Source organism: Ignatzschineria sp. PL_is040 (assembly GCF_055813795.1).
The window spans coordinates 1-9,395 of record NZ_JBVPGU010000017.1; the positions used below are offsets into that span (position 1 = coordinate 1).

Annotated in this window: 5 protein-coding genes and 2 pseudogenes; 2 read left to right on the forward strand and 5 right to left on the reverse strand. The window is 39.3% G+C overall.

All coding sequences use genetic code 11. From position 1 onward, the window contains the following. The 5 genes and pseudogenes from tnpA to AC0SAP_RS10145 form a co-directional block, all read right to left on the reverse strand. Positions 1–249, reverse strand: a pseudogene (tnpA, locus tag AC0SAP_RS10125) (IS66 family insertion sequence element accessory protein TnpA); the annotation flags it as partial. A 259-nt stretch (positions 250–508) separates the two neighbouring features. After that, positions 509–835 (reverse strand): annotated as a pseudogene (locus AC0SAP_RS10130) (transposase); the annotation flags it as partial. A gap of 154 nt (positions 836–989) precedes the next feature. After that, positions 990–2,183 carry a beta-barrel domain-containing protein gene (locus tag AC0SAP_RS10135; RefSeq protein ID WP_473384078.1) on the reverse strand — a complete coding sequence of 398 codons (1,194 nt, stop codon included), beginning with the start codon at positions 2,181–2,183 and terminating at the stop codon, positions 990–992. A gap of 203 nt (positions 2,184–2,386) precedes the next feature. Beyond that, positions 2,387–4,504: a type I secretion system permease/ATPase gene (locus tag AC0SAP_RS10140; protein WP_473384074.1), complete on the reverse strand. Its 2,118-nt coding sequence runs from the start codon at positions 4,502–4,504 to the stop codon at positions 2,387–2,389. A gap of 203 nt (positions 4,505–4,707) precedes the next feature. After that, positions 4,708–6,096 carry a TolC family protein gene (locus tag AC0SAP_RS10145; protein ID WP_473384075.1) on the reverse strand — a complete coding sequence of 463 codons (1,389 nt, stop codon included), beginning with the start codon at positions 6,094–6,096 and terminating at the stop codon, positions 4,708–4,710. A gap of 248 nt (positions 6,097–6,344) precedes the next feature. Between AC0SAP_RS10145 and AC0SAP_RS10150 the strand changes: the two genes are divergently transcribed. Both AC0SAP_RS10150 and AC0SAP_RS10155 read left to right on the forward strand, forming a co-directional pair. Further along, a complete protein-coding gene (locus AC0SAP_RS10150) occupies positions 6,345–6,767 on the forward strand; it encodes a hypothetical protein (RefSeq protein WP_473384076.1) in 423 nt (140 codons plus the stop codon). A gap of 204 nt (positions 6,768–6,971) precedes the next feature. Next, on the forward strand, positions 6,972–9,395 hold a 2,424-nt coding region (locus tag AC0SAP_RS10155), incomplete at its 3' end, for a tandem-95 repeat protein (protein WP_473384077.1).

Sequence of the window (9,395 nt, forward strand, 5' to 3'; positions counted from 1 at the left end):
TTCGTTGAGATGGCTTTACCACTTTCCCTCTAAAGCTTCTTGACGAATACGGGATTTAAGACACTCTTCGGCATACATTTTTTTGAGCCTTGCATTCTCCGCTTCTAATTCCTTTAGCCGAGTAATCATCGAGGCATCCATGCCACCATATTTTGAACGCCACTTATAAAATGTCGCCGAACTAATCCCATGCTCTCGACATAAATCGGTCACTTTCACGCCTGATTCATTCTGCTTTAAGATCGACATGATTTGTGTGTCTGTGAATTTTGATTTTTTTTATAGTTGTTTTCTTCTAAGTAAATAATACGAGAAATTTCTACCTATGATTAGTATTATTTTTAGGGAGGATTACAATGCAAGAAAAGTTAGAGTCGACATTAAAACTTTATTTAGATTAATTTTATTAAAAGAATTAGGGCGTGTCCTCATTTGAATTTTTTCTAAGAAATGTTATTTATAGTCTTTGATTTATTAACAATTACATCGATATGGCTAGGGCATGTCCTCAATTCATTCTGAGGCAAATTATAGTACAAGCAATACTTAACATAGATTTAAAATTTCTAGCTAATTTTTCAAAACGAGTGGCAATACTTCGAAAATGCTTCAGTTTTGCAAAAACATTTTCTACTAAATGTCTAATTTTATAAAGATAACTATCAAATTCTTCATTCTGCTTTTTATTATTAGATCTTCTAGGAATAATCGGAATCATTCCATAAGCACGTGCTTTATCTCGAGTAGTATCAGAGTTATAACCTTTATCACCTAAAAGATAATTACCTGTTTCTACAAGTTCTATTAATTGGTTTGCAATTTTACTGTCGTGGACTTCGAATGGGGGATTCTGCTTTTAAGGTAAAAATTGCAGAGTAGAGAGGGAATTTACTGATTGCTAGCTTAAAGAAAAGCCTACTTATTTTATTAAGTAGGCTTTTTGCTATTGTGGATTGTCTTTATTGCTTGAGTTGAATAAGCGCTGTTTGTTAACGCTCTCGTAAAGCATCTTTGATACGACCAAAGGGCTTCATCAGGTAGTCAAATACGGTTTTTTCACCGGTTTGAATATCCGCTGTAGCAATCATTCCCGGGACGATGGCAAAGGGTTTACCACTCTTATCTACCAATGAGTCTGAAGTAGTCCGAATAAATACGCGGTAGTAGAAAATTTCTGGTTTGAATTTATCCTGGATACTATCTGGCGAAATAAGGGTCACTTTCCCATCAAGACCCCCAAAGATCGAATAATCATAGGCGGTAATTTTGACCTTTGCAGGTTGCCCTGGGTAGATATAGGCAATATCTCTAGGAGAGATACGGGCTTCTATTAAGAGCTGATCTTCTAAAGGGACAATTTGCATCAGCTCACCATTAGGAGGGATAACGCCGCCTTTTGTGGTTACAGCAATATCTTTAACAATCCCACGGACAGGTGATCTCAGAGTCATACGAGAAAGAGAATCTTCGCGCCCCTTAATCACTGACTCTAATGATTCTGCTTCGGCTTTTACTTGGCTGAGCTCTTCACGAGCACGGACCATATATTCTGAATTTTTATCGGTAATTTTTAATTGTAATTCTGAGACTTGGCGCTGAAGTTTTAAGACTTCAACATTGCTAGCCGCTCCCTGTGCCGCTAAGCCTTTAGTAAGTTTTAACTCTTCTTGCACTAGATCTAAAGACTCTTGAATCCCAGATATCGATTCCTGTAATGCCTTTTGACGCACTTGGTATAAGCGTTTTTCGACTTGTACTAAGTGAGTAAATGCTTCTAATTCATCAGGAAAAACTAGGTCTTCTTGGTTTACTTCCGCTTCTAAACGGGCAATTTTAGCAAGTGCCGCTCGGTATCTTGTTGCACTCTCTTCAACATTTGCTTCATTACGGGTTAAATCTAATTGCGCTAAAATCTGATCTTTTTCTACTTGGTCTCCTTCTTTCACGTATAGCTCAGAGATAATTCCTCCTTCTAAGGATTGAATGACTTGCTCACGCGACGTTGGGACAACTTTACCTGTACCGGTGGTGACTTCGACTAATACAGCAAAGTAAGACCAGATGATAAAGGCGGCAATAAGTGCGACAAAAGCCCAAATAATACGAGAAGATTTAACGATCTCTGCCTCATCAACATGGTCTTTATATCGCTGCTTGTCCTCATCATAGTTAAGGAGAAGCATATTATCTTCACTTGTCTTTTTACCTACATTAGAAGTGCTACTTTGCGAATTATCTAGATCTTGAGTTAGATTTTCTTGCACAGTAATATTGTCATTTGTAGTATCGGGGGAGGAGCCTTCGGTTGCGGATTTAGTCTTAGCCGATGCCGAAGGAATGATATTAGGTTGATTGATCATGGGTGATTCTCCAATCAAAGGTCAAATTATTGAGCGTGGCTCGAAAGTTTTGCGAGGGCAACGTCTTTAGCTTCATCTAAAACAATTTGCCCGTTAGCAATCGTCACAATTCGATCAACAATATTGATAATACTCATTTTGTGGGTGGCGATAATAACGGTTTTATCTTTAGTAACTTGATTGAGGTTCATAATAAACTGGCGTTCGGTAATGTCATCTAGTGCTGCTGTAGGTTCATCTAAAAGTAAGATATTAGGGGATCTTACGAGCGCTCTAGATAAGAGTAAAGATTGTCTCTGTCCGCCTGATAACCCCATTCCACCTTCTGCAATGACATAGTCTAAACCGGTGGAAAGTTTTTGGATAAAGTCGAAAGCACCTGTAATTTTTAAGGCTGTATAGAGTTCTTCATCCGTGGCTCTCGGCGCACCTAACATCAAGTTTTCACGAAGTGATCCGTGGAAGAGTGTTGAGTTTTGACTCATTAAAGAGATATCTCTGCGTACATCAGCTGGGTCAATATGGTTTATATTGATGTTGTCGAGATTCACGATTCCACTACGAGGTTCTAGTAATCCTGAAAGAGCCTGTAGTAGAGTTGATTTTCCCGCACCATTTCTCCCTAATACTGCAATTTTTTCTCCCGCTTTGATATTGAGGTTTTGAACGTATAGGGCAGGGACTTGGCTTGTTTCTCCATAGAAAAATGCAGCATTTTTGAGAGAATAATCTCCTTTAAGAATATTTTTATGAATTTTCTTAGAGTGATAAGGGTTATCGACAGGAAGTTCCATGAGTTGGTTTAGCCCATTTAAAGAGACTTTGGCTTGCTGCCAGCGGTTTAATACCTGGGTTAATCCCGCCATAGGACCAATCATCCTGCTACCTAAGATCGATGCTGCAATTAAGGAACCTGTACTTAAATCCCCTTGTATTACCATGGGAGCACCAAAGAGTACAATGACGGCAAAGGCCCCCGTTTGAACTGTTTGAGTCCATGCTGAAAGACTATTGGTTAAAGAACGTGATTTTAAGTTAATATCCGCTAATACCGCATTGTAGTTATTCCATTGATGCTGAAAACGTTGTTCTGCTTGAAGGGATTTAATATCTTCACTTCCTTGTACGCTTTCAACGAGCATTGCATTTCTTAGGGAGCTCTCTTTCATGTTGAGATTTGCATAGTAATGGAGTTTTTTCTGTGCAAATAAGCCGGGTAATACCATCAGGATCACGGCAGCAATGGGAATCCATACAAGGGCGCCAGCGATATACCAAAATACGATACAAAATAGGAAGAAAAAGGGCATATCTGCAAATGCCATAACAGTTGTCGAGGTCAATAGTTCTCTAACACTGTCCAATTCCCTAATTTGAGAGATGAAAGTGCCGGTAGAGCGTGGCCGGTGGGCATTCTTAATGCGTAAAGCATGGCCAAAGACACGATCCGAGATCTTGAGGTCTGCGCGTTTTCCTAGAAGATCGGTGACTTTTGTGCGTAGTTGGCGCAAGATAAATCCAAAAATAATCGCGATGAGTACCCCACTAAAGAGCACATAAAGTGTGGGGTACGATTCTGCCGGAATAACGCGATCGTAGACTTGACGAGTGAATAAAATCCCAGCAAGAGACAGTATGTTAACCATGAGAGAGGCAACAAATATATGGGCGTAAGGTTTCCAGTCTCTGAGTACGATATTTTTAAACCAGTGTTTATCGTGAGCTTCAGTGTAATCTTTGATACGAGAATCAGCGACGGTGCGAGAAGGACGTAAGATGACCGCAAGGTTGACGTTATCAAGTAGCTCCATTTTAGAGATACTACTCTTTAAACCATCATCACCGCAGTAAGTAATACTGACCTGATCATTTTGATCAATCGTATCAATCACTGCAATTTGCCCATTCTTGAATTGAACTACTAAAGGCAAGCGCCAGACATTAAGGTCTTTTTCGGTGAGCTTAATCACGCTCACGGTTAAACCCGCTTGTCGAGACATGGCTCTAAGTGTATCGCTCAGTGGATTGTTTTGGAGCCAGGCGCTTGTTAATGAGATGTTTTCTTTAGAAAATTCAAGGCGATAATGTTTGGCAATCGTAATGATTGCCTCGATCCAATTATCGTATTCGGTATGATCTTTCATGTATGTATCTTTATTGTTGCTAGTAATGTTGCTGAGATGATCCCTCAGTCTAAAAACAATTATTCACCGTTATTACGGGGTAACATCGGTGAAGCGTAATGGGTATAAGTGGCATTGAGCGGAATAAATTGTGATAAATTTAGATCACAGAGTGTTACGAGTGAAGTTAGGGCTTCACTCGTATGTTAAATTTTATTGCTAATCTATTGGATGTCGAAGTATGCTTCGAGCTGCCCATGGTAATACGCACAATCCAATTGAGTTTGGATGATGTCGAGCTTGTTATTTACTACATCGACTTGTGCCTTGTGGAACTCTTGCTCTGAGTTTAAAAGATCAACAAGTGAGCGTGAACCTAAGTCTAAATATTGACGCTTATAGAGCTCGCGTGTGCCTTGAAGGTTGTTAACACGCTGTGTTAAAAGGGATTGTCTGCTTTTCATATTTTGGAGTTTTATTTTGGCATCATCCATTGTTTTGCTAACATCAAGTTTTACAGTTTCTTGACGAGCAGATGCCGCATGAGCCCAATTTTCAGAGGCGCGTTTTTTTGCTGATAATCCACCCCCTTGATAAAGCGGAACAGAGATATTGAGCGAGATCTTGGAGTCTGAGCGAGAGTTATATCTGGGTGAGCTATTTTGATCTAAAGAGTGAGATGCTGTACCTGTCACATAAATCGTCGGTTTTTCTTCTGATTTAGACAATTCTAAGTCCGCTAAAGCTTTTTTAGCTTCTAGTTCAGCAATCACATATTCCGGAACATTACGCCAATCAATAGGGAGTGAGCAAGCTTGTTCTAATGCTTTTGGAGGGTTATCAATACTGACTTTACGCACAGAGGATACGCCTGTTAAATATCGAAGATTCTGTAGTTGAACTTGATATTGTGTTTGCGAGTCGAGAGATTCTGACTGGACATCGTTTAAACGAGATTTTGCATGCAGGAGATCGGAGAGATTACTTGCACCTTTATCATGACGTTCTTCCACAAGATTTACTAAAGCATTAACTTGATTGACTTGCTGCTTTGCGAGAGCAATCAGTTTTTCTTGTCTTACAGATTCCACAACGCTTGATGTTGCGGCATGAATAAAGCTTTCATTGGTTGCAGTTGTGTTTACTTTTGCCCCTTCGTAGTCATATTCTGCACCTTTTACTGTATTGGCTGTTTTACCAAAATCGTAAAGTGTTTGACGTACTTCTAGCTCGAGGATTTTGTTTTGATGGCGCTGGTTGCCTTCAGGGCGATCATTATATTCAACTCTTGTGCCCCCTGTAATCTGAGGATAATAGTTCGACTTGGCAACATTCACCATCTCTGCTTCACCTTTCTCGCTATTTCTTGCCTGAGCGATTCGAGGATGATAGGCAACAACAAGCGCGGCAGCATCTTGAAGTGAAATTGTTTTAGGCGACTCTCTTTTTTCAGATATTGTCTGAGACATTTCAATTTGGATATTGATGTTCTCAGGATTTTTTCGCTCAGAAGAGGCATCTATATTTGTAAGTGATTGATCACTCGCACAAGCAGTCAGGAAAGAGATACTTAAAAAAGTAAGGGGTTTTTTCAGTCTGTACCATGTATTCATCGATATTAATATGCCGTTTTTGGTTAAAAGACGTCCACTGACGTTTTGTTTGATATTGTTTTGATTCGTAAATAACTGAAAGTATTCTATGTTATTTGTTTAACATACTCAATCCTAAATCGCTATTTATTTATAATATATTTTACTTTTATTGACTATGCTCAACAATTTTATTATATTTCGCCACAGTATATTACATATTTTAATACGATGATATTTCATCAGTTATATTTTTTTAGGCTTGTTATATGAAAACAAAAAATTCTGTATTCGGTTCTTTCTGCAAAATCCCATCTATTTTTATCATTGCTATTGGTTTAGCAGGATGTGCAAGTACCGGTATCTCTGAGATGACTTATCAGACGAAACAGAGTGAAGATAGCCAACTCATTAAGGTATCAAGAGATAGTAAAGCGTATCGTCGTAATGATAATGCGACTCAAGATTGTCCGATTACTTTTTATATTAATGATAAAAAGGCAGGGGATTATTTAGTGAATGATCACTTAGATTACTACTTGATGCCAGGTACCTATCATTTACAAGTTAAAAACTGTCAAGGCCGTTGTTCTGCGTATGACGTAGATGTCGTGGTAAAGGCTGATATGACAGCTCCAGCATTTGTTCTTTCTGTAGATGCAAAAGGAAAACCTTTCATTATTCGAAAGTAAATAATGAAAATCTCAATATGAATTAAATATATTTAGATAAATAAATCTAGGTAGGGACGTCAATTTTAAATTATGTGAATAACAGACTATCACCAGGTAAATGCCTGGGGGTTTTGTTTTGAAAAAATTTAAAAACTCCCCTCCACCGTATTAAAAAACAAGAATTTTCTGCTTTTAAAATTATTAAAATCAAGGTCAAACATTATGTCAGCATTTGTTGTTGTAGATAAGAAATCATTAAATGAAGTTAAGGTTGATGAGTCAAAAATCATATTAAACGCAGCTTCAGAGGTTCATACGCACTTATATCGCGCGGATGTCGCTGAGTTTATTCAAGATGGTAATGACTTAATTTTAAAGCTTAAAAGTGGTAAAACGATTGTGATCGTTAATTTCTTCCTCAAGCATGAGGATGAAGAGTCAGATCTATTATTTGAAGATGAAGATTGTGGTTTACCATGGTTACCGCTTCTTTTAGGCGGAGGCGCCGGTGTTGCAGGTGCGGCGTCTATCGTTGATAGTAATAAAGGTGATAAAGATAATAATCATGCACCGACAGCCAATGATCATATTCAACCTGTGATAACAGCAGAAGACTCTGCTGTTACGGGTAAAATCAGCGGTATTACAGATAAAGATGGAGATGAATTAACCTATAAATTAGGTGAAGCACCCGCGAATGGTACGGTCATAATTGATGAAAAAACAGGTGAATATACCTATACACCTAATAATGATTTTAATGGTGATGATCAATTTACGGTCGTTGTATCAGATGGTAATGGTGGCAGTGTAACGATTACTGTACCTGTTACTGTAACCCCCGTAAATGATGCGCCTGAAGCGGAAGATAATCAGCCCGTAACAACAGCAGAAGACTCTTCAGTTGATGGGAAGATCGCTGCGACAGATGTGGATATTGCGACAAATAATGATGAGCTTACTTATGTGTTAGGTGATAAGCCAAAGCATGGTACGGTCACGATTAATGAAAAAACAGGTGAATATACCTATACACCTAATAATGACTTTAATGGTGATGATCAATTTACAGTTGTCGTGAAAGATAAGGTCGGTGCGACTGTTGTTGTCTCTGTTCCCGTAACAGTGACACCCGTAAATGATGCGCCTGAAACGACAAAGCCAGCGCAACCAATCACGACATTAGAAGATGAGCCTAAAAATGGTCAAATCACAGATGTGACTGATAAGGATGGTGATGAGCTCACTTATGAATTAGGTGATAAACCAACGAATGGCACGGTTGTGGTCAATAAAGATGGTTCATACACTTACACGCCAAATCCTGATTTCAATGGGGATGATTCGTTCACAGTTATCGTCAAAGATCCTGATGGTGAAACGGTGACGATTACTGTGCCTGTAACAGTGACGCCGGTGAATGATGCGCCAGAAACGACAAAACCAGAGCAACCAATTACGACATCTGAAGATGAGCCGAAGACAGGTCAAATCACGGATGTAACGGATAAAGATGGTGATGAGCTCACTTATGAGTTAGGTGATGAGCCAAAGCATGGGACAGTCGTAGTCAATAAAGATGGTTCATATACCTATACGCCAAATCCTGATTTCAATGGGGATGATTCGTTCACAGTGATTGCTAAAGATCCTGATGGCGAAACGGTGACGATTACTGTGCCTGTAACAGTAACGCCGGTGAATGATGCGCCTGTGGCGGATGAAACGCAAGGTTTTACAATTGATGAAGATACGGTACAAACCGGCGAGATTGTCGCAACAGATGTGGATGGGGATAAACTTACTTATACTGTGACAAAACAGCCAGAAAATGGTGTGTTAGATTTTGATTCTGAAACAGGTAAATATACCTATACACCCACGCAAGACTTTAATGGTAAGGATCATTTTACTGTAGTTGTTACGGATGGTGATGGCGAGAAAGTCACTGTAGAAGTCCCTATCACTGTCACCCCCGTGAATGATGCGCCTGTTGTAGAAGAGGATGAGCAGCCCATTTTAACCCAAGAAGATGAGCCTAAAAATGGCGTTATTGTAGGGGTGACAGATGTCGAGAATGATAAGCTTACTTATGATTTAGGAAGTAAACCTACAAATGGGCGTGTTTCTATTGATGGTAAAACGGGCGAATATACTTATACACCGAATAAAAATTTTAACGGATCAGATAAATTCACGGTCGTTGTTTCAGATGGTAATGGTGGCAGTGTCACTGTGACAGTTCCTGTAACCGTAACGCCTGTAAATGATGCCCCTGTTGTCAATGAGCCAACACAACCCATTACGACCTTAGAAGATGAGCCGAAAAAAGGCAGCATCGAAGGTGTGACAGATCCTGATAGTAGTAATGGGGAAGAGGTCGAGCTCACTTATACAGTTGAGAAAGAACCGATAAATGGTACGGTGACTATCGATGAAAAAACTGGTGAATACACTTATACGCCGAAAAAAGATTACAACGGTGATGATGAATTTACAGTAGTGGTATCTGATGGCAATGGCGGTGAAGTGACTGTTACGATTCCTGTAACAGTAACGCCGGTAAATGATGCGCCAGTAGTTAAAGATGAAAAACAACCGATTACCACCCTAGAAGATGAGCCGAAAAAAGGCGCAATCACGGGA

Coding starts and splice junctions, on each gene's coding strand:
- AC0SAP_RS10135 (WP_473384078.1), bottom strand. CDS start 2,183: ATGCTTCTCCTTAACTATGATGAGGACAAGCAGCGATATAAAGACCAT.
- AC0SAP_RS10140 (WP_473384074.1), bottom strand. CDS start 4,504: ATGAAAGATCATACCGAATACGATAATTGGATCGAGGCAATCATTACG.
- AC0SAP_RS10150 (WP_473384076.1), top strand. CDS start 6,345: ATGAAAACAAAAAATTCTGTATTCGGTTCTTTCTGCAAAATCCCATCT.
- AC0SAP_RS10145 (WP_473384075.1), bottom strand. CDS start 6,096: ATGAATACATGGTACAGACTGAAAAAACCCCTTACTTTTTTAAGTATC.